Here is a 26,120-nt window from a genome sequence, read left to right as displayed (position 1 = left end):
CGCGAACTGCACAAATCTTTACTCTTTGTACAAGGTTCGACGCCTTCACAACAAAAGACTTTTTACTTTTTTTTCACTTGTTTATGTAGGCCATATCCTACACTCAGTCTCGTGCAGCTGCGGGGGAAGGACGTACCCGCGGCCAGTAACATCTCATGGAGAGTGACAAATGATCAGCTGGCGCAATACAAGGCTCCCGAAACTGGAAGGCGAGAACCAGATAACCATTGTTTTTGAAATGGTCCTCAATCGCACGTTAGAACTTGGCTTCCAATTTTGTTCCTTTACGATGAGCTCTCAACTACCTAATAACCAAAAGAAACCAATCCGCATAAACAACTATCCGAATGCATGGAATGATATCTACAACCAAGCACACTTTTTCGATGTAGACCCCGTTGTAGCCCACTGCAAACGTTGCGTACTGCCCATCCTCTGGGAAGAAAAGGCATTTGGTGCCGCGCCCAGTTTATGGCAACTGGCCCAATCCCATGGCGTGCACCTGGGCTGGACTCAAGCAGTACATGATTTCCAGGGTGTCTTCAGCATGCTGACCCTGGGCCGTAGTAAAGGTGAAGTCAGCCCGGAAGAGTTGTATGAAAAAGCCGGCCAGGTGCTGTGGCTGTGTCATGCCCTGCATGCGGTAGTGGCACAGAAATTTGCCGACGAACCCAGTTTCAAACCTCCCTGCAAACTGACCCCGCGGGAAACCGAAATCCTCAAATGGTCAGGCTTGGGCAAGACCGCCGCAGAAATCGCCACAATCCTGTGCCTGTCAGAGCGTACGATAGGGTTTCACATCGCCAGTGCACTCAAGAAACTGGGGGTCAATAACAAGATCGCCGCAGTGCTCAGGGCATCCCAAATGGGCTGTTTTTAATCGCCTGGAAACACCGCATGTAATCCCTCTGGAAAAAAAGTAACATTTACAGTCAATTCTGAGTGTTGATGCTGCCCCCCGGCCCGCATCGTAGTTCACTCAGAGGGTTCTGCAGCGATTGCCGAACTCCCATCGACGACCCAGAGCCTCCCCCGCCATGCCCCTGCTCGAAAGCCCCTTCGCCCAACTCGACCTGATCCGTCAGCCAGAGCAACATAACGATCCGCTACAAGCCTTCGATGCCGCCGACGAGTACCTGCTCAACTATCTGGCCGAGCAGCAACCGACTGCTGCGACGCGCGTGCTGGTGCTCAATGACAGCTTCGGCGCGCTGGCCGCCAGCCTCCAGGGGCTGGTTCAGGTCACGTCCAGCGGCGATTCGTTCCTGGCTGCCCAGGGCCTGGAGAAGAACCTGGTACGTAACGGCAAGGCGTTTGATGCAGTGGCATTCATCCCCGCCAGCCAGGTTCCGGCTGGGCCTTTTGACTGTGTGCTGATCCGCGTACCGAAAACCCTGGCGCTGCTGGAAGAGCAACTGATCCGCCTGCAGGGCCAACTCGCGCCGGGCGCTCAAGTTATCGCCGGGGCAATGATCAAGCACCTGCCACGGGCAGCGGGCGAGTTGCTGGAGCGTTACATCGGGCCGATGCAGGCATCGCTTGCGGTGAAAAAGGCGCGACTGCTGATTGCCACTGTGCAAGACCGTCCAACTGCAGTCTCGCCCTACCCCACCCGCTACACCTTGGACACGCCGTCTATAGAACTGCTGAACCACGCCAACGTGTTCTGCCGCGAAAGCCTGGACATCGGCACCCGCGCGTTCCTGCCCCACCTGCCGAAAAACCTGGGCAACGCCCGTGTGGCGGACTTGGGTTGCGGCAACGGTGTATTGGCGATTGCCAGCGCCCTGCAAAACCCCGAAGCGCAGTACACCTTGGTAGACGAGTCCTATATGGCCGTGCAATCGGCAGCCGAAAACTGGCAAGCCGCCTTCGGTGATCGCGACGTAGCCATACGCGCCGCCGACGGCCTGGCCGGCCAGGAGCCCGGTTCACTCGACGTCGTTCTATGCAACCCACCCTTCCATCAACAACAGGTGGTCGGTGACTTCCTCGCCTGGCGCATGTTCCAGCAGGCACGGGAAGCGCTGGTGGTCGGCGGCGCTCTCTATATAGTCGGCAATCGCCACCTGGGATATCACACCAAACTGGCGCGTTTGTTCCGGGGTGTCGAGCAAGTCGCGACCACGCCAAAATTCGTGATCCTCAAAGCCCGTAAATAAAGCCCGTAAATAAAAAAACCCTGTTTCTCTCGCGAAAAACAGGGTTGGAAAGCCGGGCCGTAAAGCCCGGATCGGGATGTCAGTGAGTGGTCAGGCCCGCCGCATTCATGAACATGCGCATCAGGCTGGCCACGACAAACAGGGCCAGCACGCTGCCGGTCCAGATCATCGCCAGCCACCCCAGGCGCCGCCACAACGGTTGTTTCTCGGCCTGTTCGATCTCGCGCAACGAAGGTTTGCCGGACATGGAACGACCCTCCTAGTGATAACCGTCTTCGTGGGTGACCTTGCCGCGGAACACGTAGTAGCTCCAGAAGGTGTAGCCCAGGATGAACGGGATGATGAACAAGGTGCCCACCAGCATGAAGCCCTGGCTCTGCGGCGGCGCGGCGGCGTCCCAGATCGAGACGGACGGCGGGATGATGTTCGGCCACAGGCTGATGCCCAAGCCGCTGTAGCCCAGGAAAATCAGCACCAGCGTCAGCAGGAACGGCGTGTAGTGCGCATTACGTGCCACCGCACGGATCAGCCCGTACATGGTCACCAACACCAGAATCGGCACCGGCAGGAACCAGAACAGGTTCGGCAGGGTGAACCAGCGCGAGGCGATTTCCGGGTGGGTCAACGGCGTCCAGATGCTCACGATGCCGATCACCGCCAACACCACGAAGGCCAGTGGCCGTGCCAGGTTGTGCATCTTTTCCTGCAACGGGCCTTCGGTTTTCATGATCAGCCAGGTGCAGCCGAGCAAGGCGTAGGCGACGATCAGCGCCACACCGCAGAACATCGTGAACGGCGTGGCCCAGTCCAGTGAACCACCGGCAAACTGGCGGTTCACCACCGGAATACCGTCGATAAACGCCCCCAGTGCCACGCCCTGGAAGAACGTCGCCGCCAACGAGCCGCCGATAAACGCCTTGTCCCACAGGTGGCGCTTGTGATCCTTGGCCTTGAAGCGGAACTCAAACGCCACGCCGCGGAAGATCAGCCCGATCAGCATCAGGATCAGCGGCAGGTACAGCGCCGACAACACCACCGAATAGGCCAGCGGGAACGCACCGAACAACGCCGCGCCGCCCAGTACCAGCCAGGTTTCGTTGCCGTCCCAGACCGGTGCCACGGTGTTCATCATCACATCACGGTCGGTCTTGCCGGGGATAAACGGAAACAGGATGCCGATACCCAGGTCGAAGCCGTCCATGACCACGTACATCATGATGCCGAAGATGATGATCACGGCCCAGATCAGCGGAAGATCAATACCCATCTCAATGCCCCTTGTGCTGGATGTGGGTGTGGTCGTCATCGTTGCCATCATCATCGGCAGCCGACAACGGACGGGCCGGTGTGCGTTTCTGGCCAGGGCCACCGTGGGTTGGCTCGGTGCCTTCGTGGGTCACAGGGCCTTTGCGCACCAGGCGCATCATGTAGCCCAGGCCTGCGCCGAACAGCGCGAAGTACACCACCACGAACAACACCAGGGTGATGGTCATCTGCGCCAGGCTATGCCCGGAGGACGCATCCGCCGTGCGCATCAAGCCATACACCACCCACGGCTGACGGCCGATCTCGGTGGTGAACCAGCCGGCAAGAATCGCGATCAACCCGGACGGCCCCATCCACAACGCCAGGTAGAGGAACGGTTTGGACGTGTACATCTTGTCGCCCCGGCGCAGCCAGAGGCTGAACAGGCCGGTGAAAATCATCAGGAAGCCCAGGCCGACCATGACCCGGAACGACCAGAACACGATGGTCGAGTTAGGGCGGTCTTCCGGCGGGAATTCCTTGAGCGCCGGCACCTGTTTGTCCAGGGAGTGGGTGAGGATCAGGCTGCCCAAGTACGGGATCTCGACGGCGTATTTGGTCCTTTCCTCCTTCATGTCCGGCCAGCCGAACAGGATCAACGGCGTCGGTTCGTTGCCGATGTTTTCCCAGTGCCCCTCAATCGCGGCGATTTTCGCCGGCTGGTGCTTCAAGGTATTCAGGCCGTGGAAGTCACCGATCACCGCCTGGATAGGCGCGACGATCAGGGCCATCCACATGGCCATCGAGAGCATTTTGCGGATCGCCGGGTTGTCCTTGCCACGCAGCAAGTGCCAGGCCGCCGAGGAGCCGACGAAGAACGCAGTCGCTACGAACGCCGCCGTGGCCATGTGCGCCAGGCGATAAGGGAACGAGGGGTTGAAGACCACGGCGAACCAATCGGTCGGGATCACGCGGCCATCGATGATTTCAAAGCCCTGGGGCGTTTGCATCCAGCTGTTGGACGAGAGGATCCAGAACGTGGAAATCAAGGTGCCGACAGCCACCATCACGGTGGAGAAGAAGTGCAGGTTGCGCCCCACCTTGTTCCAGCCAAACAGCATTACACCCAGGAAACCGGCCTCGAGGAAGAAGGCCGTGAGCACTTCGTACGTAAGAAGCGGCCCAGTGACGGCGCCAGCGAAGTCTGAGAAACGGCTCCAGTTGGTGCCGAACTGGTAGGCCATGACCAACCCGGAGACCACGCCCATGCCGAAGTTGACGGCAAAGATCTTCGACCAGAAATGGTAGAGGTCACGGTAGGTGTCGTTGTGCGTCTTGAGCCACAAGCCTTCCAGCACCGCGAGGTAACTGGCCAGGCCGATGGTGATCGCCGGGAACAGGATGTGGAAAGAGATGGTGAACGCGAATTGAATTCGGGCGAGATCTAGCGCCTCCAAACCGAACATAAGTCTTCCTCTGTCAGGTAATACCGGCTGCTGGCGGGAGCCTGCACCCACTGCCCCCACGGATATGGAGTCTGGCGAATTTCAATTCGTTTCTTTTTTTAACCCACCGCGTAGGGAATCTGGCCCTGAGGCCGCCAGGTCGATGCCCGGGCGGACATTGATCTGGATCAAGCATTGCTGAAAGAGTAGTCCCATTTTCGGGATTGAACTGTGTGGTCTTTTGCCGCGTGACAGACTGCCTCAGATCAGTTCTTGCAACTATCTGTTACAACTTGATGATAATCTCGGCGCTCCCTCCGGCCCTGACCTGAACTCCCGATGCCTAGTGAACCCGCATTGCTGTTGCGTCACCACCGCCCTTTCATCGCGTTCTGGTTGGCGCGCATCTTCACCGCCAGCGGCTTCCAGATGCTCACCGTGGCCATCGGCTGGAACCTCTACCAACTGACCGGCAATGTGTTGGACCTGGGCTTGGTCGGCCTGGTGGAATTCGTGCCCCGCGTATTGTTCATGCTGCACACCGGGCATGTGGCCGATCGTTATGAGCGGCGCAAGGTCGCCGCCATCTGCCAGACTGTGCAGGCGCTGATTGCCCTGAGCCTGGCCATCGGCGGGCTGACCGGCAATGTGACCCGCGAGATGATCTTCATCCTCGCCTTCCTGCTCGGTGCCGCGCGTTCGTTTGAAATGCCCACCACCCAGGCGATGCTGCCCAGCATCGTGCCCAGCATTTTATTCCCGCGAGCCGTGGCCTCGTCGCAGTCGGCCCAGCAACTGGCAACCATCGTCGCCCCGGCCCTCGGCGGTTTGCTCTATGCGTTTGGCAGCGTCTGGGTCTATGGCCCAACCGTGGTGCTGTACCTTATCGCCTGTGTGCTGACCCTGAATTTGCCCGCTCGCCAGACGCCACTCAACAAAGGCAAGGCCACCCTGGACTCCCTGCTCGCTGGCATCCGCTTCATCCGCAGCCGCCCGGATATCCTCGGTGCCATCTCCCTTGATCTGTTCGCCGTGCTGCTGGGTGGCGCCACCGCGTTGCTGCCGGTGTTTGCCAAAGACATCCTGCTGACGGGCGCCTGGGGCCTGGGCCTGCTGCGTTCGGCGCCGGCGGTGGGCGCATTGTTGATGTCGCTGTGGCTGGCGCGGTTCTCGGTGGACCGTCATGTGGGCCGCGTGATGTTCACGGCCGTCGGCGTGTTCGGCGTGGCGACCATCGCCTTTGGCCTGTCCACCTCGTTCTGGTTCTCCCTGGCGGTGCTGGTGGTGCTGGGCGCGGCGGACATGATCAGCATGGTGATCCGCGCCTCGTTCGTGCAGTTGGAGACGCCGGATGAAATGCGCGGGCGGGTCAGTGCGGTCAACGGCCTGTTTATCGGCGCGTCCAACCAGTTGGGCGAGTTCGAATCCGGGATTACCGCCCACTGGTTCGGCACCGTGCCCGCCGTGGTCATGGGCGGGATCGGTACGCTGGTGGTGACCGGGGTCTGGATCAAGTTGTTTCCGACCCTGGCCAACCGAGACCGCATGCATGTGCCCGTGGAAGAACCCGCGAAGGTCTAGAGCACCTTGTCGAGGGTGATGGGAAATTCCCGCACCCGCTTGCCGGTGGCGTGATAAATCGCATTGGCCACCGCCGCTGCGACCCCAACGATACCAATCTCACCGACGCCCTTGGACCCCAGGGCGTTGACGATCTCGTCGTGCTCTTCGACAAACACCACGTCAATGTCGCCAATATCGGCGTTAACCGGAATGTGGTACTCCGCCAGGCTGTGGTTCATGTAGCGCCCCAGCTGATGGTCGATCTGGGTTTCTTCATGCAATGCCATGCCGATGCCCCATACGACCCCGCCGAGGATCTGGCTGCGGGCCATTTTCGGGTTGACCACACGCCCAGCAGCAATCGCGCTGACCACCCGGCGGACCTTGATGGTGCCCAGGTCTTCGTCCACCTGCACCTCGACGAAGACGGCTGAGTGAGTGGCGGTGCTGTAGCCCTCGCGTTTTTTGTCGGGTTCGCTGTCGACCTGCACTTGCAGCGCATCTTCGCCGCTGTCCTTGACCAACTGCGCCAGCGACACACTCACGTCGCCGGTATGCAGTAGACCGTCTTCGAAGCGCACGGCTTCGGCGTCCTTGAATACCGGGTAAGTCTGCCGTGCGATGTTCAGCAGCTTGGCATTCAAGGCCTCGCAGGCTTGCTGCACGGCAGTGCCGACGGAGGACACCGTGAATGAACCGCCCTGCAACGGCGCGGTGGGCAATGATGAATCGCCCAGCAGAAACGCCACATCTTCAACCGCCACACCGCTGGCCTGCGCCGCGATCTGGGTCATCACCGTGTAGGTACCGGTGCCGATATCGGTGGTGGCGCTGCTGACCGTCAGTTTGCCGTTAGCGTCGAGCCTTGCCCTGGCGCTGGCTTTCATCTGCATAGCCTCCCACACGCCGCCGGCCATGCCCCAGCCGATCAACTGGCGGCCGTCGCGCATGCTGCGCGGTTCCGGGTTGCGCTGGCTCCAGCCAAAACGCTCGGCGCCTTCGCGGTAACACTCGCGCAGGGCTTTGCTGGACCAGGGCTTGTCTTCGTTCTGGTTGCGTTCGGCGTAGTTGATCAGCCGCAGTTGCACCGGGTCCATCCCCAGTGCGCAGGCCAGTTCGTCCATGGCACACTCCAGGCCAATCACGCCGAGGGCTGCGCCCGGCGCGCGCATGTCCAAAGGCGTGAACACGTCCAGGGGCACCAACTTATAAGTAAGCTGCACGTTGTCACAGTGGTAGAGCATGCCGCTCCATTCGACGACGTGTTCGCTGAAGTCTTCGAAACGCGAAGTCTGGCCAATGGCAGTGTGCCCCAACGCCAGCAGGCGCCCATCAGCGGCGGCGCCGAGTTGCAGGCGCTGCAGAGTGCGCGGGCGATAGCCGAACGTGAACATCTGCTGGCGCGTCAGCGTGACCCGCACTGAACGCTTGAGCGCCAACGAGGCCATCACGGCCAGCGGCAATTGGTACTGCGGACGCAGGCCGGAACCAAACGCGCCGCCGACGAACGCGGCAAAGATACGCACCTGGCTTTTATCCAGGCCGAAGACTTTTTGCACATAGGCCTGGCAGTTCTGCGGGCCCTGGGTCTTGTCATGGATATGCAGGGTGCCGTCCGGCTGATACAGCACCGTGCTGGCGTGGGGCTCCATCGGGTTGTGGTGTTCGATGGGCGTGGTGTAATGCACGTCCAGGCTGATGGCGGCGCCGGTCCATTCGGCCTGAAAGTTGCCGCGTGGCTTGGGCGGGGTTTGCGGCGAGGCGTGAGCCTGTTCCTGCACAGCCAACAAGTCGGTTTCGAAGGCTTCGGTCTCGTACTCGATATGCACCAGGGAGCCAGCATGCCGCGCCAGCTCAAGGTTGTCGGCGATCACCAGGGCCAGGGGCTGGCCGCTGTACAGCACGCGGTCGTTGTAGAGCGGACGAAACGGCGAGCCGTCGGCGGCGTCGGCATCCTGGAAAGCGTCGTCGTAGCCGGCAATTTTGGGGCGATTGAGGTGATGGATCACCTCCACCACGCCCGGCAGGGCCAGCGCCCTGGAAGCATCGATGCGCAATACACGGCCTTTGGCGACGGTACTGGACACCACGCTGCCATGCAGCAGGCCCTCCTCGGGAAACTCACCGGCATAACGCGCTTTACCTGTGACCTTGAGCAGACCGTCAACCCGGTCCAAGGGTTTTCCAATAGCGGTCATGGGCGTTCTCCTGCGACAGCCGCATCACTCAGGGCACGAATAATTCCCCGGCGTGCCAGCTTGATCTTGAAGCCGTTGTGTTCCAGGGGTTCTGCGTCTTGCAGCAGCGCGTCGGCGGCGTGGCTGAAGGTTTCGCGGCTGACGAGCTGGCCAATGAGCGCGGCTTCCACCGCGCGATCACGCCAGGGTTTATGGGCTACGCCACCCAGGGCCAGACGTGCGTCGACGATACGGTCGCCGTCCAGCTCCAAAGCTGCAGCAACGGACACCAGGGCGAACGCATAGGAGGCGCGGTCGCGGATTTTCAGGTAGTTGCTGTGGTTTGCCAGATTGTCTGCAGGCAGTTCGATGGCAGTGATCAGCTCATCATCAGCCAACTGGTTGTCACGCTGCGGCGCATCGCCGGGCAGGCGATGGAAGTCGGCAAACTCGATAACACGAGCACCTGCACGACCTTCCACATGCACTCGCGCGTCCAGCGCCGCCAACGCCACGCACATGTCGGAAGGATGCGTCGCGACGCACTGTTCACTGGCGCCAAGGATGGCATGAATGCGATTCAACCCCGTGCGTGCCGGGCAGCCGCTGCCGGGCTCGCGTTTGTTGCAAGGCACCGTGGCGTCATAAAAGTAGTAGCAACGGGTGCGCTGCAACAAGTTGCCGCCGGTACTGGCCATATTGCGCAGTTGCGGCGAGGCGCCAGCGAGGATGGCCTGGGATAGCAGTGGGTAACGCTGTTCGATCAGCGGGTGCCAGGCCAGGTCGGCGTTGCTCACCAGGGCACCGATCAGCACCCCGCCGTCGGCGGTTTCCTGCACCTCATTCAATGGCAGCCCCGTGATATCGATGAGATGCTCGGGGCGGCTGATGTTTTCTTTCATCAGGTCCAGCAGGTTCGTGCCACCGGCGATAAAGCGCGACGCAGCGCTGCTCAGGTGCACGGCCTCTTGGACATCGACCGGCTTGCTGTATTGGAAAGGATTCATTGCTCACCTCCCACAACGTCCTCGATGGCATCGCGGATATTGCTGTAGGCCCCACAGCGGCACAGGTTGCCACTCATCAGTTCCTGGATCTGCGCGGTGTCGTGGGCGCGACCTTCATTGACCAGGCCGATGGCCGAACAGATCTGACCGGGGGTGCAATAACCGCACTGGAAGGCATCGTGTTTGATGAAGGCTTGCTGCATCGGGTGCAGTTGTTCGCCGTCGGCCAGGCCTTCGATGGTGGTGAGTTCGGCACCGTCACACATCACCGCCAGGGTCAGGCAGGCATTGATCCGTTTGCCGTCGCGCAACACCGTGCAGGCACCGCACTGGCCGTGGTCGCAGCCTTTTTTACTGCCGACCAGGTCGAGTTGTTCACGCAACAGATCAAGCAGCGTGGTCCAGGGCAACACATCCAGTTGGCGGTCCTTGCCGTTGAGGCGCAGGCATATCGAGTGGCTGACGAACGGCTGGGCCGCCGCGCCATTGGGGGTCGCGCTCATAAACACCTCACGGGTTGGTGTACGTCCGCGGCGTTCAGGGAAGTCGCCGTCTCAAGGGGTACGACTGCCCGAGGTATTGAGCGTTCAAGCGGATTGATCAGCGGATATTGAGCTGCGTGGTCAGGGTGTTTTGCGGGGGATTGATCGAGGAGTTGCTGTACTGGAACCAGCCTTGGGCCTCGACATTCAGATCAAACACATAGATGTAGCCCATCAGTGTGCCCGCGCCGTCGCACACCTCGCTGATGTTGCCGACCTGGCAAACCGCCGTGCGCTGCCCATTCAATTCAGCGCCATCGAAGCGGCCCATGGGGTTGTTACCGAGGCCCACCTCCATGACGGAAACCTTGGTAGGCCCACGGTGCGTACACATCTGCGTACTCTGCGCGCGCTCGGGGATGCTTTCCTTACACGCCGCCGACTCGACCTGGAACACACGCACTTCGCTCAACGGCGGTGCAGTCGCGCCCCAGGCCGGTGCTGCTCCGAGCAACAGGCTGATACAGGGGATCAGGGCTAGACTCCACGGGCTGGCGTTTTTCATGCTGCAAATGACCTTGGTTTAAACGTCGGCGCAGTATGCCTCAAGGCCTCGGCTGCTGGTATGATGCGCCGCTTTTTCCGATCCTCTCTGAAACCACAGGCGCTTGGCGCAGTTTGTGCTTTGACTTAGAGGTCAACAAATCACGACGCCACAGAGCGTCACTGGGAGCAGGCATGCTGGAAAAGCTGTTTCAACTCAAGGCACACAACACCAACGTGCGCACCGAGATCCTCGCGGGCATCACGACATTCCTGGCCATGGCCTACATCCTGTTCGTGAACCCGAGCATCCTCGGCGAGACCGGCATGGACAAGGGCGCGGTGTTTGTCGCGACCTGCCTGGCGGCCGCCATCGGTTCGACCGTGATGGGCCTGATCGCCAACTACCCGATCGCCCTCGCGCCCGGCATGGGCCTCAACGCCTTCTTTACCTACACCGTGGTCCTGCACATGGGCCATACCTGGCAGGTGGCGCTGGGTGCGGTGTTTATCTCGGCGGTGTTGTTCTTCCTGCTGTCGATCTTCCGTATTCGTGAATGGATCATCAACGCCATCCCACTGCCGCTGCGCTCGGCGATTGCCGCCGGTATCGGCCTGTTCCTGGCGCTGATCGCCCTGCATAACGCCGGGATCGTGGTCGGCAACCCCAACACCCTGGTGGGCCTGGGCGACCTGAAAAAACCCGCGCCGATCCTGGCTACGTTTGGCTTTATCCTGATCGTCGCCCTGGAAGCCTTGGCGGTACGCGGTGCGGTGCTGATCGGCATCCTGGCGGTCACCATCGTTTCAATCCTGCTGGGCGTCACCGCGTTCGGCGGCGTTGTTTCGATGCCGCCATCCCTGGCCCCGACCTTCCTGCAGCTGGATATCAAAGGCGCGCTGGATATCGGCTTGGTCAGCGTGATCTTCGCCTTCCTGTTCGTTGACCTGTTCGACAACTCCGGCACCCTGATCGGCGTGGCCAAGCGCGCCGGCCTGATGGGCAAGGACGGCCATATGCCGAAAATGGGCCGTGCGTTGATTGCCGACAGTACGGCCGCCATGGCCGGCTCGCTGCTGGGTACCTCGACCACCACCAGCTACATCGAATCGGCTGCGGGCGTGAGCGCCGGTGGCCGTACCGGTTTGACCGCCATCGTGGTCGCGATTCTGTTCCTGCTGGCACTGTTCTTCTCGCCGCTGGCCGCCAGCGTACCGGCCTTCGCCACTGCGCCGGCACTGCTGTTCGTGGCGGTGCTGATGACCCAGGGCCTGGCCGAAATCGACTGGGACGACATCACTGTGGCAGCGCCGGTGGTGGTTACCGCTCTGGCAATGCCTTTTACCTACTCCATTGCCAACGGCATTGCCTTCGGTTTCATCGCCTGGACCGCCATCAAGCTGCTTTCGGGCCGCTACCGTGAGCTGAACCCGGCACTGGTGATTCTGTCGATTCTGTTTGTGATCAAGCTGGGCTGGTTCAACGCATGACTTTTGACGCCGCAAGCTACACCGCTCAACTGCAAGACAAGGTCACGCGTTTGCGTGACCTACTGGCCCCGTTCGACGCGCCAGAGCCGCAGGTCTTCGACTCGCCGCTGCAGAACTTCCGCCTGCGCGCGGAGTTCCGCCTGTGGCGCGAAGGCGGTGAGCGCCACTACGCGATGTTCTCCCAGGACGACAAGCGCACGCCGATCCTGATCGAAGAATTTCCCATCGCCAGCCTGCGCATCAACCAGTTGATGCCGCAACTCAAGGCAGCCTGGCAAGCCAGTGCGGCCCTGAGCCACAAGCTGTTCCAGGTGGAGTTCCTCACCACCCTGGCCGGCGACGCGATGATCACCCTGTGCTATCACCGCCCGCTGGACGAGCATTGGCACACCGCCGCTAATAAACTGGCGGCTGACTTGAATGTCAGCATCATCGGCCGCTCCAAGGGCAAGCGCGATGTAATCGGCCATGACTACGTGGTGGAAAAACTCGATGTGGGCGGGCGCACCTTCAGCTACCGCCAACCCGAAGGCGCCTTCACCCAGCCCAACGGCACGGTGAACCAGAAGATGCTCAACTGGGCTTATGAAGCCCTGGGTGATCGCCCGGATGATCTGCTGGAGTTGTATTGCGGCAACGGCAACTTCACCCTGCCCCTGGCGACCCGCGTGCGCAAAGTGCTGGCCACCGAAATCAGCAAGACCTCGGTGAATGCAGCCCTGAGCAACCTCGATGAAAACGCGGTGGATAACGTCACCCTGGTGCGCCTGTCAGCCGAAGAACTCACTGAAGCGCTGAACGAAGTGCGACCATTCCGTCGCCTGCACGGCATCGACCTGAAAAGCTACGAATTCGGCAGCGTGTTCGTCGACCCACCGCGCGCCGGCATGGACCCGGACACCTGCGAGTTGACCCGACGCTTCGACAACATTCTGTACATCTCCTGCAACCCGGAGACGTTGGCGGCGAACATTGCGCAACTGCATGACACGCACAAAATCACCCAGTGTGCGATGTTTGACCAATTCCCGTGGACGCACCATATGGAATCCGGGGTGTTACTGACTCGGCGGTAACTCAACGTCTTCCGGTTCCTTCTTGCGCGGCCGTCCGCCCTTCTTTCCATTGGCGCGGGCGGCGGCGGCTTTGGCGGCGCTGCTTTTGCGGCCGTTGCGCGAAGCCACCAGGCTGGTGGCCAGGTCCATCAGCGGTTTGCTGGTGGCGATCAGACCCGTGACTGAAACATCCAGATCCTGGGCCTCACAACACAGCGCCTTGCCGCCAAAGCCGACTTCCAGTTGCGCAAAGTCCTCTAGGGAAAACCCCGCGAACTCGGGCAGGCCAGCCACCGGCAGTACAACGCGACTGCCGTCGCTGAAGCCGATGGAAATGCAGTTGTCTTCATAACGCACAGAACTGGCGCGGGCATAAAGGTGCCGTGTCTTGCGCCCTCGGGCTATCGCCTTTTCGACGTCGGCCTCAGTGAGCGGTTTATAGGGTACAGCTTTGGCTTTTACGATTTGCTTCATAGCTCAATCTCCACAAAACCCGGCGCCCTGACCAGGTTCAAAATTGTTTTCTGCCCCACGACATCGTGCCGGGCACGCGCGATCACATAAACACCCGGTTGAATGATCAGCCCAGACAACACTTCGCAAGCCTCCCAATCCCAGGAATGATTCTCCAGGCAGACCGTCTGCAGGTATTCCCTCCAGATCCTGCGTGCCCGCGCCAGGTAGTGCCGCTGCATGATCGCCCCGCGTATTTCTTTCAAAACCGCCATGGGTGGTTGCCGTCGCTCAGGCTCTACATCCCACAACTCCACTTCCCCATGCAGAAAGCTGAAACGAAAACGCGCATCCCATTCGTTCCCCCACACATGCACATGGGGCGGGCAGTGCTCATCCCTGATAAACACCGAAATCACATATCCTTTGTAAGTGCCTACTCTCATCGTAACCCATCCGTTAGGTTATTTTCCGCCTGGTAACAATTTTCCCCTGTCACCCGACAACCGGCTCCATTTCCCAGAGCTGATTCACAGATTAGTAAGCACAAAAAACCCGGCGAATGCCGGGTTGTAACCACTCATGCCGAAGGCTGGAAATACCCCGCCAAGGCCCGCAAGTCCTGCTCACTCAGCAACCCCGCGTAATACTTCAGCTGAATCCTCGCCAGCAGATACGCATGTCGCGCGTTTGCCAGGTCGCGGCGGGCGGTGAAGAGTTGCTGTTCGGCGTCGAGCACGTCGAGGTTGACCCGCTCACCGCCGGCCACACTCTTTTTCGTCGCAGCGACTAAAGCCGTAGCAGAGCTGACGGCCATTTCATAAGCACGCACTTTGGCCGCGCCGCTGGTGTTGAGGTTGAACTGTTTGCGCAACTCCACCAGCGTGGCCGAGGTTTGCGCGTCCAGCTCGTATTGGGCTTGGGACAGCTGGTTCGCCGCCTGGCGGGTGGACGCCGACACACCACCACCGGCAAACAGCGGCAGGCTGACCTGGATGCCGACGGTGTTGGTGTCGTACTTCTGGTTGTAGCTGCTTTCCGAGTCGGAGTTGGTCTGACGGCTGGTGGCGTACAGGCTGACCTTTGGCAGGTGTCCCGCGCGTTTGCGCTCCACTTCATAGGAGGCCACGTCCAGGGCGTGATGCTGGGATTTGAGTTCAGGGTTGTTGGCCATGGCCATCTCGCGCCAGGTCTCGAAACGGTTGGGCTCCAGGGGCGCAATCTCGAATTGGCGCGTCAGCGGCGCCAGTTCTTCGATTTGCAGCGGTTGGCCGACAATGGCTTCTAGCTCGCGCAGGGCACTGTCCTGGACGTCTTGCGATTCGATTTCTTCGGCCTGGGCCAGGCTCAGGCGCGCCTGAGTTTCCAGCACATCGGTGCGCGTGCCTTCGCCGCCTTTGAGCAGGCGATCATTGAGTTGCAGGCGTTCGGCATACGCGCGCTTCTGTGCACGGCTCAGCTCGATACGCTCCTGGGCCAGCAACGCCTGGCTGTAAGCATTGAGCACCCGCACCGCCAGTTCCTGGCTCTTGCCGCGAAAGCGCTCGTCGGCCATCAACGCCTGCGCGGTGCCCTGGCGAAAACGCGCATAGGCTTCGTAATCCAGCAGCGGTTGCTGCAAGGTCAGGGTCGACGCATAACTGCGGTAATCACGGTCGCTTTTGACATCCCCCGCCGTCACTTCGGACTCGTTGCGCGAGTTGTTATAGCTCCATGACAAGTTCGGCAACAATGCGGCCCGACCGATCGCACGGTTTTCTTCACCGCCTTCACGCTCCTGGATGGCGGCCTGAAAGGTCGGATCATTGCGCAGGGCCAAGTCATAGGCATCCAGCAAACCCAGGGCGTGGGCCGCCGAGGAACAACCGAAACACAAGGTCAACAACAGCGCCTTCATTCTTCCACCAGGGCCATATGGGTGCGATCCATCAGAGGTTTGAACAGGTAGTTGAGCATCGAGCGCTCCCCGGTCTTGACGAAGGTTTCCACCGGCATGCCTGGGCGGATCTGCACACCGTCCAGTTGCTGCATGCCGGCCGCACTGACCTGGGCGCGCAGCGTGTAATAGGGCTCATCGGTGCGTTCATCGACTTGACGGTCCGCCGAGACCAACGTCACCTCGCCGGCCACCCGAGGTGTGGTGGACTGGTTGAAGGCCGAAAACATCAATTCCACCGGCAGGCCGGGGTGCACCTTGTCGACCATCTGCACCGGCACCCGCGCCTCCACCAGCAAAGGTTCACCCTGAGGCACGATGTCCATCAACGGCTGGCCGGGCTTGATCACGCCGCCTTCGGTGTACACGTCCAACCCCACCACCACGCCGCTTGCGGGCGCACGCACCAGGCTGTTGGCCAATTCGAACTCGGCCGACGCCAGGCGATTACGCAGGTCATCGCTGCGTGTGCGGGTCTCGGCCAACTGGCCGCGCAGGTCTTTCTGGAAGTCTTCGCCGAGCTGGCGGATGCGCAGGCGCAGTTCCATCACCTGGCGTTGCAGTTGGCCGATGCGACCGTAGTCCTCGGCGATGGCGCCATCGATCTGTGAGTACAGTCGCTCGCTGTCGAGCAGGCGATTACGTGGAATGTAACCGTCGCGCGCCAACTCACGCAGGCCCTGCAGTTGCTCATTCAACGCTGCGCGCTGCTGGACTTTGCTCGCTTGCGAATCCCGCGTACCGCGCAGTTGCGCCTCGGCCCCGGCGATGGTTTCGCGTAGGCCTTGTTGCTCGGTGGCCAAGGCCTGGGCGCGGCTATTGAACAACTGCCGTTGCAGGCTCAAGGTGCCCGCCGCCTCCGGGTCGTTGAGCAATTCGGGGCCGAAGGTGATCGCCGCCAACCCTTCACTTTCGGCACTCAAGCGCGCCTCGCTGGCCAGGGACGCCAGGTACTGGCTGCGCAGGGACTGCATCTGCCCGCGCAACGGGGTTTCCTTCAAGCGCAACAACACTTGACCGGCGGTCACCACGTCACCGTCGCGCACGTCGATACGCTCGACGATGCCACCGGCCGGGTGCTGCACGGTCTTGCGATGGCCCGACACCATGACCTTGCCCGGCACTGCCACGCCCTTGTCCAACGGCGCCAACGCGGCCCAGCCGAGGAAGCCGGCAAAACCGCCGAGTACCAACAGCCAGCCCAGGCGCGAGTACTTTTTGTCATCCAGCGCCAGCACATTATTGGGTGCATCGCTGATCAATACCGGTTTGCTCGGGTTCATGCCTGTTTTCCTTCACCAAGGCGGTAGCTCATGCTCATGGTCGATACCGGTTTGGGCGCTGCCGGTTTCTGCCGTGCCTCCAGCACACGCGCCGTCGGCCCGAAGGCCTGCATCTGACCCTCCTTGAGAATCAGCAGTTGGTCGGTCAGCGTCAGTACGTTGGGTTTGTGGGTGATCAGGATCACTGTTCGACGCTGTTGCTTGAGCTGGGCGATCGCCTGGAGCAAGGCCTGCTCGCCCACTTCATCCAGGTTGGCGTTGGGCTCATCCAGCACGATCAGCGCGGGCAGACCGTACAGCGCGCGGGCCAGCGCAACGCGCTGCTTCTGGCCGCCGGAAAGCCCGGCGCCGCCCTCCCCCAATTGCGTGTCGTAGCCTTGGGGCAGTTGCAGGATCAGCTCATGCACACCGGCCATCTGCGCAGCCGCGAGGACTTTATCCGCATCGACCTCAGCAAACCGCGCGATGTTTTCAGCGATGCTCCCGGCGAACAGCTGGATGTCTTGCGGCAGATAGCCGATGTGCGGGCCCAATTGCTGCTTGTCCCACAAGGCCAGATCGGCACCGTCCAGCCGCACCTTGCCGGCCAGCGGCGCCCAAGCACCCACCAGTATCCGCGCCAGGGTGGATTTGCCGCAGCCCGACGGCCCGATCACGCCAAGGATGTCGCCCACTGCCAGGTTGAAGCCCAGGTTGGCCAACGCGGGCCGACGGCTGCCGGGGGCACAGGCGCTGATTTGTTCGACGCTCAGTTGGCCTTTGGGCACCGGCAGCGCCATGCGCTGCGGGCGCGCGGGATTTGCTGCCAGCATCTGCGACAACCGATCGAAGGCCAGGCGCGCCGAGCCCCACTGCTTCCACACGCCGATCAACTGGTCGATAGGGCTCAGCACGCGGCCCATCAGGATCGAGCCGGCAATCATCATCCCCGGCGTGATTTCGCCCTGCACTGCCAGCAACGCGCCCAGGCCCAGCACCAGGGATTGCAACGCCAGGCGCACGCCCTTGGACCAGGCAGTGACGGTCGCGGTCTTTTCACTGGCCAGATTCTGCTGCGCCAAAAACGCCTGATGCTGGCCGAACCAACGCGCACGCAAGGTGGCGAGCATGCCCATGGCTTCGATGGTGTCGGCATTGCGCAGGTTGGCCGTGGCCTGCTGGCTGGCGCTGATGGACAGTTGGCTGGCCAGGGCCATCGGCGCCTGGCTGACGTGATGGTTGACCCACGCCAGCACGATCAACAACAGCGCGCCGACCAGCGCCAACACGCCGAGCCAGGGGTGAAACAGGAATATCACCAGCAGGTATACCGGAAACCATGGCGCATCAAAGAACGCAAACAACGCCTGGCCGGTGGCGAACTGGCGCAGTGTGGTCAGGTCATGCAACGCCTGGCCCGCCGCCTGGGTACCGCCCTTGAGTTGCGCTTCGAACGCGGCGTCGTACACCCGCTGGTTCAAGCGCATGTCCATCTGCGTACCGAGGCGGATCACCACCTGGCTGCGCACCCACTCCAACGCGCCCATCAGGCCGAACAGGCCGAGGATCATCAGCGTCAGCATCAACAGGGTCATCTCATTGCCCGAGGCCAGCACCCGGTCGTACACCTGCAACATGTACAGCGCCGGGGCGAGCATCAGCAGGTTGATCACCGCCGAGAACAGGCCGATGTTGAAGAAGCCACTTTTATAGGCCGTGAGGGCGGCCAGGGTTTCGTTGCGGGCGTGGCGCATCTGGGGATTCTCATGGGGTTGAGCGGGCAGCGCCGCCGCGTTGACAGGCAAAGCGACGCTGCGCAGAATTCGGCACCGCCGTCGCTGAAGAGTTAGAAGGCTTGGCGACAGCGGTGTGTAAAACGGCGAATGGGAGAGCGATCTGCCATTCGCTTTTTTGCTTAAGCGGCCAGGGCGAAGTCCTGAGGCACATCTTGCACGCCAACCAGGGCCACGTCGGAGGCGGCGACCGACGCCGAGTCCACATGCGCCACACCGGCTGCCGCCAACTGGTCGAACGTCGAGTTGATCGACAGGCTTGGGTCGATGTCCTTGAGCAGGGAGTCGATCGCCGAAGCCAGTGCCGAGCTGTCGCCACTCATCAGGCCGTACACGATTTTGTGCACCTGGCCGTCACGGCCTTCGGATTGCAGGCTCGACAGGCCCAGGTTGGCGAAGCTGACTTCCTGCTCGGCGAGGCTGTAGGTACCGCCGGCCGCACCGCCCGTCAGGATGGTGCCCAGGTCCAGGGAGTCGATCGAACCCCACAAGGTGTGCGACGGCGGATTGAACAAGGTGTAATGCAGGTCACCGTTAGCAACCACTGCCGCGTTGCTGACGGTGCTCGACACACCGTATTGGGTGCCGTCGAACGGGCCAGGATTGAAACCACCAGTGTTCGAACCTTCTTTGACCGAACCTTCACGGTGGTTCAGGTCGCCAAAGTAAGCCGACCAGTCGCTCAAGTACTGGGCAACGGTGTTAGTGGCGTAGGCCGTGCTGTATGAAATAGAAATGCTCATGCAAAACTCCAAGTCATGGGGTGGTATCTCCGCAGCAAGCCACTGCCTGCTGTGGTTTTGCCCGTCACTGGGCAAAATCGGTCAGAACTGATATTCAACGGTGCCCTGCAACGTGCGCCCACGCCCCAGGGTGAAGGCCAACACGTCGCCCAGCGGCACCAGATAGGCGCGGTCGGTGACGTTTTCCATGGCCAGGCGCAGGGTCAATTGGTCGGTGGCGCGGTAGCTGCTGTAGAGGTCATAGACGGTGTAGGGTTTCCAGTCGGCTGGGTACACGCCGGTTTGCGAGGTGGTCACACCCGCGCCGCCTTTGACGTAGTAACCGCCGCTGTAGCGAGCGCGAACGCCCACATCCAACTTGCGCTCAAGGAAGCGCGCGCCCAGCGTCGCGGTGCCGCGGTCCATCGGCATGTGCTCGGAGGAGCCCAGGATCGCGCTGCAACTCTGCCCCGCATTGGCCACATCGTCCGGCACCATCGCAGTGACTGGCGCTCGACTGCCGGGCCCTTTCTGGATCTTGGTCACACCGCCCAGCCACGCGGTCTTGCTGCAGAACTTATTGCTGCCGAGCATGCGCGTGTAGTTGAACTGGCCGTAGGCGAACCCGGCGTCGTAATCCAACTGGTATTCCAGGCCGCGAAAACGCGTGGTCTCCAGGTTGTTCACATACGCCGCATTGCCGATATTGGCGATGCCATAACCCGGCGGCTGTACCCCGAGGGCCATATAGGAGAAGTCATCCACGCGAGTGTTGAAGTAGGACACTTTCATGCCCACGCGGTCTTCGGAGAACAGCAGGTCTTCCTTCAACACATTGAAGCCAACCTCCCAGGACGTGGACGTCTCAGGCTTCAAGTAGGGGTTGGGGAAGATCGACTCCGAGCCCCCACCATGGGGCCTACCGCTCACCAGCGTTTCGGTGACTGCCGGCGGGCGCCAGCCCTTGCCGTAGGTGGCAAAGAGTTGCAGCCAGTCCACGCCGGGCTTGATCGACAGGCCGAAGGTCGGCGAAAAATGCCCCTCTTCCCGATCCACGTCATACGTCATGGGCAAGCCAACTTGCCGCGTGGTGCCAATGATGAACGTACGCGTGTTCAAACCGGTTTCGCCGCGCAGCCGATAGCGGTCGTAGCGCAACCCGGCGTTGAGGTTCAGCCAGTTGTCGTAGTCGTAGTCCAGGCGAGTGAACAGGCTGCCCATCGCCCGGTCGCCCCTGGGCGTGATGCTTTCCGCCGCCGAGGCCGTCACGGCCGAGTCGGCGGCCACCATCTGGTTGGAGTCCGGGCGGACCTTGTCGTAGAAAAACTCCAAACCATAGTTGGCCTTGATCACGGACAGTTCGCTCAAGGCAAAAGTCGAAATGTTCTGTGCCTGGAAACCATAGGTGTTGGTCTGGTAGGTGACGTCGTAACCCTTGCTGCTGCCACGGGTCAGCGTGGACTGATCGTTGCGGGTATCGACGTAATAAAGCTTGGCCTTGAAATCGATCAGCGGGTTGTCCGGCGTGTAGCTGTAGTCCAGCGCGAAGTTCTGTGCCGTGACATTGCTGCTGCCGAGCTTCTCCCAGAGCTGGGCTTTTTCGGCGGTCATCATGTTGACGTCGTCGTAGCCGACTTCGGTGGTCAGGTAGCTCAGTTGCAAACGCTGATCCACCGGCAAGTTGAGACCCAGCTTGAGCAGTCGCGAGCGCATCACCGAACCGGTGTATTCCACAGTGGAATTCTTGATTCGGTCTTCACTGGCCGGCAGGAAGGAACTGCCGGTACGCAACTCACCAATGCTGCCCCTGGTGCCAGGCTTATAGTCACCGAGGTGGCGCTCACTGGCCGCCACCAACATGTCCCACACGTCGGTGCCCACGGCGAACGCCGAGCTGCCGATAAAGTGCGTGCCGTTGCTGCGCCCGCCCAGCCCCGTAGTCAAGCGGATACGCCCGCCGATTTCCTTGCCGCCCTTGAGCAGGTCCGCCGCCTCCACGGTACGAAAATTGGCGACCCCGCCGATCACGCCCGCCCCACCCATCGTTGAAGTGGCGCCCTTCTCGATCACCACTTCAGACAGCAACTCCGGGTCGACATACAGCGTGCCATTGCGTTGCTGGTGGCCGCTTTGTTGATAGTTCTGACGCATGCCGTCCACCGACATGTTGACCCGGCCGTAGTCCTGGATGCCGCGAATATTCACCGACAAGCCAGGGTCTTGCTGGCTGACCGCCGAGTAGACGCCCGGCGCCTCCTCCAGCATTTCAGCGGCGTGCCGGGGCGGGTTTCGATCCAACTGCTCGCGCCCGACCACACTCACCGAGCGGGGCGATGAATACACCCAGTCGTTGGGGTGCAGACCGGTGATTGTCGTGGTCGCCAGCGCCAAGGCGGCGCCGCTCTGCTCAACACGGGTCAAGGTGACTTGGCGCTCGCCGTTGAAGCGGTACTCCACCGGTGCATTGCCCAACAGACGCGCCAAGCCTTCCTGCACGCTGTACTGCCCTTTCACCGCCGTACTCTGCAAGCCTTCCAGACGCTGGCTGTCGAACAGCACTTGCAGGCCGGCCTGGTCGGCGAACGCCAGCACCGCACTGCCCAAGGATTGCGCAGGAATATCAATCGTCAGCACGGCGGGCTGTGCAGCCTTAACCTGAGGTTGCGCGGCGTACACGGGAGCCGCGATGGCGAACAGGCCCAAGTGGATGGCCAGGGCTAACCGGCTAACGGTGATACGCCCCTTGTTGAGTGCTGACATTTCTGTTGTTCCCTGCGCTAAGCGTTTTTTGTTTATGCGAATGCTTCTCACCTAGCAAGACGTGCGACGCGCAGGAAGTCAGTAAGGGTTTTTGAAAGTTTTTCAGGAAGGGGGGATTTCAAGCGGTGGGAGCAAGCCCCACCGGGTCATCAATAGATCAGGCTGAGGCCAGCCAGGTCCAGGCGTTGCACCTGGAGTTCCTGGGTAAGTGTGGCAAGGGCGGTGTCGAGCATATCGAGGCGGAACACGCCGCTGACTTCACGCTCGCCCAACGCCGAGTCGGCCAACACCACGCGCCCGGGACGGTAGCGGTTGAGTTGTTCGATGACATTGGCCAACGGCTGGCGATCAAAGATCAACACACCGCGCCGCCAACTGGTGGCGCGCGCAATATCGAGTTGGTCCAAGGGGACGATGCCTTGCTGAGGGCTGTAGCGTACGGCCAGGCCTTCCTGGACCACCCTGTCGGACGGCCCCTTTTTCGGCGTTGCACTCAGGGACACCTCAACACTGTGTTCCAGCACGCCGACCCACGCTTGGCTGTCGTCTTCACGCGCCACCACAAACCGCGTGCCCAGCGCGCGGGTTTGCCCGCCGGCGCTTTGCACCACGAACGGCCGGGTTTCCTCGCCGACCATGGGCGCCACGTCAAAGATTGCCGAACCCTGGAGCAAGCTGATGCGACGTTGAACGCCGTCGTAGTCCAGGCGGATAGCGCTGGCGGAATCCAGCTCGACCTTGCTGCCGTCGGCCAGGTGCACGGTGCGCACCTCGCCTTTCGCAGTCACGTAGTCGGCTTGCATGCGCAACAACACGTCCGGCCCGCGCACCCAGCCAACACCGGCCACTATCACGACCAATGCGACGGCGGCCGCGCGTTGCCATGGGCTTCGCCGCCTGGAGCGGCGCACGGGCATCGTTGCCGCTGACGGACGCTGGCGGTGAACGGGATCTTCCCTGTACACATCGCCCAATGCCGCCCATGTCTGCTCGGCAAAACGCAACGCCGCTTCGTGGCGGCTGTCGCAGGCGATCCAATGCTGCAGCTCGGCCTGCTCCTGTTCGGTCAGGGCACCGGCGTGCAAGCGCACCGCCCACTCGGCGGCCGCCTCGGTAATGCTGTGCTGTTGCGGACCCTGGCTATTCACGTGTGAATCTCGAATTTTTCGTTATGTAACGCTGTGACGTCTGAGGTGGCGCATTTCGGTAACTCATTCGTCGGATGGCGCGACTTCGCCGTCCTGCAGGCGCTGCATCACGTAGGCCAACGCCTTGGCCAGATGCTTTTGTACGGAGCTGTCAGAGATGTCCAGGTGCCGGGCGACCTGGGCGTGGGTCATGCCTTCGATGCGGTTGAGACGGAAAATCTGCTGGGTGCGTTCCGGCAATTCCGCCAGTGCCTGCTTCAATGCCTGTCGCTGTTGCTGCGCCATTGCCTGAGCCTCCAACCCGGCCACTTCATCTTCAATCTCGGCCAGCGCCTCATGGGGCACGGAGTCTGTCTTGCGCCGCGCTTCCTGGCGAATATGGTCGATCAGCAGATTGCTCGCCGTTCGATAGAGATAGCCCTGGGAGTTGTCGATGCGCTCGCCGGCCGGCTTTTCGGCCAGGCGCAGGAAACTCTCCTGCACCAGGTCTGCGGCCAACTGCGGGTCCCGTACCTTGCGCGCCAGATACCCGCGCAGGGTATCGGCATGCTTGAGAAACAGGCCCTTGAGATCCACGTCCGACAAACCGACTCCCTGGAATGTAAAGGAAACAGGCGGGCATATTAAGCGTTGTCGAGAATGATTTTCAATTGATATCTAATCTGATCCGCTTGTGCGAAAGGTCGGATTAACAGTTCGGTAATCGAACACATCCGCCGCCATCAATTGACCAAATTAACTAACCAGTACATTTTATCCGCACAACTAACAAGAACTGTGGAGATACATCCCATGTCGCCTATCGTGCTGGTGCTCAACGGCCCCAACCTCAACCTGCTCGGCACCCGCGAGCCCGCCACCTACGGCCATGAAACCCTGGCCGATGTCGCCGCCCTGTGTGGCCGCAGCGCCGAACAGCTCGGGCTGAAAATCGAATTCCGCCAGACCAACCACGAAGGCGAACTGCTCGACTGGATCCACGGCGCCCGTGCGCGTTGCGCCGGTATCGTGATCAACCCGGCGGCCTGGACCCACACCTCGGTGGCGATTCGTGACGCGCTGGTGGCCAGTGAAGTGCCGGTGATCGAAGTGCACCTCTCCAACGTGCATGCCCGTGAAGCGTTCCGGCATCACTCGTTTGTGTCACCGATTGCCAAGGCCGTCCTCGCAGGTTTCGGCAGCCACGGTTACCACCTGGCCCTGGAACATTTCAGCCAGTTGTTCAAAGGATCGGCCCGATGAAACCGCGCATTCTCGCCGGCCTGATCGGCGCCGGCATCCAGGCCTCCCGCACGCCCGCCCTGCATGAGCAAGAAGGCGACGCCCAAGGCCTGCGCTACCTGTATCGCCTGATCGACCTTGAGCCACTGCACCTGGACACCAACGCCCTGCCCGACTTGCTGGACGCCGCCGAGTTGATGCACTTCACCGGCCTGAACATTACCTACCCGTGCAAGCAGGCGATCCTACCGCTGCTCGATGAACTGTCCGACGAGGCCCGCGGCATTGGTGCGGTCAACACCGTGGTGTTCAAGGACGGCAAGCGCATCGGCCACAACACCGATTGCCTGGGGTTCGCCGAAGGCTTTCGGCGCAACCTGAAGGATGTGGCACGCCAACGCGTGGTGCAGATGGGTGCCGGCGGCGCGGGCGCGGCGGTGGCGCATGCGCTGCTGGCGGAAGGTGTGGAGCAGTTGAGTATTTTTGACGTGGACATCAGCCGCGCCCGCGACCTTGTGGATAACCTTGCGCAGCGTTTCGGCACCGGTCGGGCTCAAGTTGGCAGCCACCTGGAAAATGCCATGGCCGAGGCCGATGGATTGGTCAACACCACGCCGATGGGCATGGCCAAGCTGCCGGGCACACCCGTTCCGGCCACCTGGCTACGCGCTGAATTGTGGGTGGCGGAGATCGTGTATTTCCCGCTGGAAACCGAACTGCTGCGCGACGCCCGCGCCTTGGGTTGCCGCACCTTGGATGGCGGCAACATGGCGGTGTTTCAGGCGGTGAAGGCGTTTGAACTGTTCAGTGGGGAAGTGCCGGACGCGCAGCGCATGCTGGCGCATTTCCAAAACATGAGCGGGACAAACCCTCTGTAGGAGCCCGGCTTGCCGGCGATGGGGCCTTTGAGCCATGTTTCGAATCCGAAAACGCCATCGCCGGCAAGCCGGCTCCTACAGGGGAGATGTGATCATGCCTGCAAGTAACGCATCACCGACTCACAAATCATGTCCCGATGCCGCTGTTTAACCGCCTCATCCGACAGGTCGATCTGAAAAATCTCACTAAAGGTATGGCGGTTGGACACCCGGTAAAAGCTGAACGAGTTGATCAGCAGGTGCACGTCCAACGGCTCCAGCCCTTCCCGGAACAAGCCCAGCTCGGCCCCCCGGCGCAAGGTTTCGCCCAGCCCTTCAAGGATCTTGCTGTTCATCGCCTTGATGGTGTCGGTGCGCTTCACGTACTCGGCATTGTGGATATTTTCGATGCTGACAATACGCACGAAATCCACGTTCTGGTCATGGTGATCAAAGGTGAACTCCACCAGCCGCCGGATCGCCTCGCGCGGCTCCAGCGCCGTGAGGTTCATGCGGGTTTCGGTGTTGCGGATGTCGCCGTAGAGCTTCTCCAGCACCTCGACGTACAACTGCTCCTTGCTGCCGAAGTAGTAATAGATCATGCGCTTGGACGTGTGGATACGCTCGGCGATTGCGTCCACGCGAGCGCCGGAAAGGCCCTGCTGGACAAACTCGACGATGGCTTCCTGGAGTATGTTTTCGCGGGTCTTTTCCGGATTGTTTTTACGACTCTTGCGAGGTGCCTCGGTGGTCATGGTGCGCTCACGGCCAGTGTTATGCAGGCCGTGATTATGGGCC

Annotated in this window: 24 protein-coding genes; 7 read left to right on the top strand and 17 right to left on the bottom strand. The window is 61.2% G+C overall.

Annotated features, from left to right (window positions below; translation table 11 throughout):
* Positions 1-169: 169 nt before the first annotated feature.
* Both HX868_RS21295 and HX868_RS21290 read left to right on the top strand, forming a co-directional pair.
* Complete coding sequence (locus HX868_RS21295) at positions 170-880, top strand: helix-turn-helix transcriptional regulator (RefSeq protein WP_177004280.1); 711 nt, start codon at positions 170-172, stop codon at positions 878-880.
* A 157-nt stretch (positions 881-1,037) separates the two neighbouring features.
* A complete protein-coding gene (locus HX868_RS21290; protein WP_177004279.1) occupies positions 1,038-2,162 on the top strand; it encodes a methyltransferase in 1,125 nt (374 codons plus the stop codon).
* A 79-nt stretch (positions 2,163-2,241) separates the two neighbouring features.
* Here the strand turns inward: HX868_RS21290 and HX868_RS21285 are convergent, their stop codons facing one another.
* From HX868_RS21285 to HX868_RS21275, 3 genes are read right to left on the bottom strand one after another with little or no spacing between them, the layout of a single operon-like run.
* The gene (locus HX868_RS21285; RefSeq protein WP_177004278.1) at positions 2,242-2,409 is read right to left on the bottom strand and encodes a DUF2474 domain-containing protein; all 168 of its coding nucleotides are present in this window, start codon (positions 2,407-2,409) and stop codon (positions 2,242-2,244) included.
* Positions 2,410-2,421: 12 nt separating this feature from the next.
* Complete coding sequence (cydB, locus tag HX868_RS21280) at positions 2,422-3,429, bottom strand: cytochrome d ubiquinol oxidase subunit II (protein WP_015885994.1); 1,008 nt, start codon at positions 3,427-3,429, stop codon at positions 2,422-2,424.
* Position 3,430: 1 nt separating this feature from the next.
* On the bottom strand, positions 3,431-4,873 hold the full coding sequence (locus HX868_RS21275; protein ID WP_033897875.1) for a cytochrome ubiquinol oxidase subunit I: 1,443 nt from the start codon (positions 4,871-4,873) through the stop codon (positions 3,431-3,433).
* A gap of 318 nt (positions 4,874-5,191) precedes the next feature.
* Here HX868_RS21275 and HX868_RS21270 point away from each other — a divergent pair, with 318 nt between their 5' ends.
* On the top strand, positions 5,192-6,433 hold the full coding sequence (locus HX868_RS21270) for an MFS transporter (protein ID WP_177004277.1): 1,242 nt from the start codon (positions 5,192-5,194) through the stop codon (positions 6,431-6,433).
* On the opposite strand, the gene HX868_RS21265 is transcribed toward HX868_RS21270, so the two are convergent.
* The 4 genes from HX868_RS21265 to HX868_RS21250 all read right to left on the bottom strand — a co-directional run bounded on the left by HX868_RS21265 (position 6,430) and on the right by HX868_RS21250 (position 10,646).
* Positions 6,430-8,613 carry a xanthine dehydrogenase family protein molybdopterin-binding subunit gene (locus HX868_RS21265; protein WP_177004276.1) on the bottom strand — a complete coding sequence of 728 codons (2,184 nt, stop codon included), beginning with the start codon at positions 8,611-8,613 and terminating at the stop codon, positions 6,430-6,432. The two genes, HX868_RS21270 and HX868_RS21265, sit on opposite strands and share 4 nt — an antisense overlap.
* Complete coding sequence (locus HX868_RS21260; protein WP_177004275.1) at positions 8,610-9,599, bottom strand: FAD binding domain-containing protein; 990 nt, start codon at positions 9,597-9,599, stop codon at positions 8,610-8,612. The genes HX868_RS21265 and HX868_RS21260 overlap by 4 nt, the downstream gene beginning before the upstream one ends.
* A complete protein-coding gene (locus HX868_RS21255) occupies positions 9,596-10,102 on the bottom strand; it encodes a (2Fe-2S)-binding protein (protein ID WP_246355569.1) in 507 nt (168 codons plus the stop codon). Before HX868_RS21255 ends, HX868_RS21260 begins: the two co-directional genes overlap by 4 nt.
* A gap of 97 nt (positions 10,103-10,199) precedes the next feature.
* The gene (locus tag HX868_RS21250; RefSeq protein WP_095013607.1) at positions 10,200-10,646 is read right to left on the bottom strand and encodes a DUF4879 domain-containing protein; all 447 of its coding nucleotides are present in this window, start codon (positions 10,644-10,646) and stop codon (positions 10,200-10,202) included.
* Positions 10,647-10,819: 173 nt separating this feature from the next.
* Between HX868_RS21250 and HX868_RS21245 the strand changes: the two genes are divergently transcribed.
* Both HX868_RS21245 and trmA read left to right on the top strand, forming a co-directional pair.
* Entirely contained in the window at positions 10,820-12,115 is a 1,296-nt protein-coding gene (locus tag HX868_RS21245; protein ID WP_016976757.1) for an NCS2 family permease, read from the top strand.
* Positions 12,112-13,191 (top strand): tRNA (uridine(54)-C5)-methyltransferase TrmA, encoded by a 1,080-nt coding sequence (gene trmA / locus HX868_RS21240; RefSeq protein WP_177004274.1) that lies wholly within the window; start codon positions 12,112-12,114, stop codon positions 13,189-13,191. The genes HX868_RS21245 and trmA overlap by 4 nt, the downstream gene beginning before the upstream one ends.
* On the opposite strand, the gene HX868_RS21235 is transcribed toward trmA, so the two are convergent.
* From HX868_RS21235 to HX868_RS21195, 9 genes are all read right to left on the bottom strand, one after another.
* Positions 13,174-13,644 (bottom strand): DUF2442 domain-containing protein, encoded by a 471-nt coding sequence (locus tag HX868_RS21235; RefSeq protein ID WP_016976755.1) that lies wholly within the window; start codon positions 13,642-13,644, stop codon positions 13,174-13,176. The two genes, trmA and HX868_RS21235, sit on opposite strands and share 18 nt — an antisense overlap.
* Positions 13,641-14,069, bottom strand: coding sequence for a DUF4160 domain-containing protein (locus HX868_RS21230; protein ID WP_177004273.1), 429 nt, complete (start codon positions 14,067-14,069; stop codon positions 13,641-13,643). The genes HX868_RS21235 and HX868_RS21230 overlap by 4 nt, the downstream gene beginning before the upstream one ends.
* Positions 14,070-14,203: 134 nt before the next feature.
* Positions 14,204-15,520, bottom strand: a complete 1,317-nt coding sequence (locus tag HX868_RS21225; RefSeq protein ID WP_177004272.1) for a TolC family outer membrane protein — start codon at positions 15,518-15,520, stop codon at positions 14,204-14,206.
* Positions 15,517-16,842, bottom strand: a complete 1,326-nt coding sequence (locus HX868_RS21220; protein WP_177004271.1) for an HlyD family type I secretion periplasmic adaptor subunit — start codon at positions 16,840-16,842, stop codon at positions 15,517-15,519. Before HX868_RS21220 ends, HX868_RS21225 begins: the two co-directional genes overlap by 4 nt.
* Complete coding sequence (locus tag HX868_RS21215) at positions 16,839-18,575, bottom strand: type I secretion system permease/ATPase (protein WP_177004270.1); 1,737 nt, start codon at positions 18,573-18,575, stop codon at positions 16,839-16,841. Before HX868_RS21215 ends, HX868_RS21220 begins: the two co-directional genes overlap by 4 nt.
* 161 nt (positions 18,576-18,736) lie before the next feature.
* Positions 18,737-19,357, bottom strand: a complete 621-nt coding sequence (locus tag HX868_RS21210) for a heme acquisition protein HasA (RefSeq protein ID WP_177004269.1) — start codon at positions 19,355-19,357, stop codon at positions 18,737-18,739.
* Positions 19,358-19,438: 81 nt separating this feature from the next.
* Positions 19,439-22,096: a TonB-dependent receptor gene (locus HX868_RS21205; protein WP_177004268.1), complete on the bottom strand. Its 2,658-nt coding sequence runs from the start codon at positions 22,094-22,096 to the stop codon at positions 19,439-19,441.
* A 149-nt stretch (positions 22,097-22,245) separates the two neighbouring features.
* Positions 22,246-23,244, bottom strand: a complete 999-nt coding sequence (locus tag HX868_RS21200; RefSeq protein WP_177004267.1) for a FecR domain-containing protein — start codon at positions 23,242-23,244, stop codon at positions 22,246-22,248.
* A 63-nt stretch (positions 23,245-23,307) separates the two neighbouring features.
* On the bottom strand, positions 23,308-23,829 hold the full coding sequence (locus HX868_RS21195) for an RNA polymerase sigma factor (protein WP_028618031.1): 522 nt from the start codon (positions 23,827-23,829) through the stop codon (positions 23,308-23,310).
* A gap of 207 nt (positions 23,830-24,036) precedes the next feature.
* On the opposite strand from HX868_RS21195, the gene aroQ reads away from it, so the two are divergent.
* Both aroQ and HX868_RS21185 read left to right on the top strand, forming a co-directional pair.
* On the top strand, positions 24,037-24,486 hold the full coding sequence (gene aroQ, locus HX868_RS21190; RefSeq protein ID WP_122728003.1) for a type II 3-dehydroquinate dehydratase: 450 nt from the start codon (positions 24,037-24,039) through the stop codon (positions 24,484-24,486).
* Entirely contained in the window at positions 24,483-25,343 is an 861-nt protein-coding gene (locus HX868_RS21185) for a shikimate dehydrogenase (RefSeq protein WP_177004266.1), read from the top strand. The genes aroQ and HX868_RS21185 overlap by 4 nt, the downstream gene beginning before the upstream one ends.
* A 92-nt stretch (positions 25,344-25,435) precedes the next feature.
* Here HX868_RS21185 and HX868_RS21180 read toward each other — a convergent pair whose 3' ends face one another.
* Positions 25,436-26,077 carry a TetR/AcrR family transcriptional regulator gene (locus HX868_RS21180; RefSeq protein ID WP_028618034.1) on the bottom strand — a complete coding sequence of 214 codons (642 nt, stop codon included), beginning with the start codon at positions 26,075-26,077 and terminating at the stop codon, positions 25,436-25,438.
* Positions 26,078-26,120 lie beyond the last annotated feature (43 nt).

Origin of the sequence: Pseudomonas reactans, assembly GCF_013385825.1 — a bacterium.
Taxonomy (GTDB): domain Bacteria; phylum Pseudomonadota; class Gammaproteobacteria; order Pseudomonadales; family Pseudomonadaceae; genus Aquipseudomonas; species Aquipseudomonas reactans.
Note: the sequence above shows the minus strand (reverse complement) of the source record. Positions and strands in the feature narration are given on the sequence as shown.